This window comes from Silanimonas sp. (assembly GCF_027530345.1).
Taxonomy (GTDB): Bacteria; Pseudomonadota; Gammaproteobacteria; order Xanthomonadales; family Xanthomonadaceae; genus Silanimonas.
Genome location: NZ_JAPZQK010000034.1, coordinates 1 through 1,306 on the forward strand (window position 1 = coordinate 1; position 1,306 = coordinate 1,306).

1 protein-coding gene is annotated in these 1,306 nt (G+C 62.6%); it reads right to left on the bottom strand.

What is annotated here, in order from left to right; genetic code table 11:
* Positions 1-33: 33 nt before the first annotated feature.
* Positions 34-1,236 carry an IS256 family transposase gene (locus tag O9255_RS13670; RefSeq protein ID WP_297867422.1) on the bottom strand — a complete coding sequence of 401 codons (1,203 nt, stop codon included), beginning with the start codon at positions 1,234-1,236 and terminating at the stop codon, positions 34-36.
* Positions 1,237-1,306: the final 70 nt, after the last annotated feature.

The window sequence follows — 1,306 nt, forward strand, 5'->3', positions numbered from 1 at the left end:
GGGTCTGTCAAACCAACTGTGTAACCGGGTTTCTCACAGGGCGGCCAGCGGCACGCGCTCGTCGCCGAACATCACCTGGAAGCTCTGTAGCGCTGGCTTCCAGTGGTGGATCATCTTCCAGTTCTTCGACGCTTCGCGGATCGCCAAGAACAGCGCCTTCAGCGCTGCGTCGTCGTTCGGGAAGATACGCCGGTTGCGCGTGTACTTGCGCATGACCATGTTCAACGACTCGATCGCATTCGTCGTGTAGATCACCTTGCGGATCTCCGGCAGGAACTGGAAGAACGGAATCACGTTGTCCCAGTTGCCTCGCCACAGCCGCACGATGGCCTTGTACTTCGTGCCCCAGTTTGCTTCGAAGGCGTCCAACTCGCGGGCCGCCTCGTCGGCGGTGGCCGACTGGTAGATCGCCTTCAGCGCCTCGACCACCGCCTTGCGGTCGGTGCTCGTCACGTAGCGCAGGCTGGCGCGAACCAGATGCACGATACACAGCTGCGTCAAGGTCTTCGGGAATACTGCGTTCACCGCCTCGGGCAAGCCTTTCAGCCCGTCCATGCTGGCGATGTAGATGTCCTGCACGCCGCGCTGCCGAAGCTCGGTCAGCACCGACAGCCAGAACTTCGCGCCCTCATTCTCCGCCAACCACAGGCCCAGAACCTCCTTCTCGCCGCGCAGGTTCACGCCCAGCACCACATGCGCGGACTTGTTGATCACCTGCTTGTTCTGCTGCACTTTCACCACGATCCCGTCCAGCCACACGATCGGGTAGATCGACTCCAGTGGCCGCGTCTGCCACAGCCGCGCTTCGTCCAGCACCGCATCCGTGATCTGCGCGATCACGCTGTGCGAGATGGTCACGCCGTACAGGTCCACCAGCGCCGATTCGATGTCGCGCGTGGTCATGCCCTTGGCGTACAGCACCAGGATCTTCTCCTCCATGCCGGCCAAGCGCAGCTGCCGCTTCGGCACCAGCTGAGGCTCGAAGGTGCCGTCACGGTCGCGTGGCGTCTCGATCTGCAGATCGCCCATCGCGCTCTGCACGGTCTTCCGGCTCTTGCCATTGCGCGGGTTGCCATTCGACTTGCCGTGCCGCTCGTGGCCCACGTGCGCCTGCATCTCGGCCTCGAGCGCCCGGTTGACCATGTGTTGCAGCATCTGTGAGTACAGACCCTCCAGCTCCTGCGGCGTCTTGTATCCCGCCGTCAGCTCGTCCAGCATCGCTTTCGATAACGCCATGTCGCTGCTCCTCGCGGGGTCACCCGCAGTCTCGCTCAAAGGGCAGTTACACAGTTGACGTTACAGACTC

Coding starts and splice junctions, on each gene's coding strand:
- O9255_RS13670 (WP_297867422.1), bottom strand. CDS start 1,236: ATGGCGTTATCGAAAGCGATGCTGGACGAGCTGACGGCGGGATACAAG.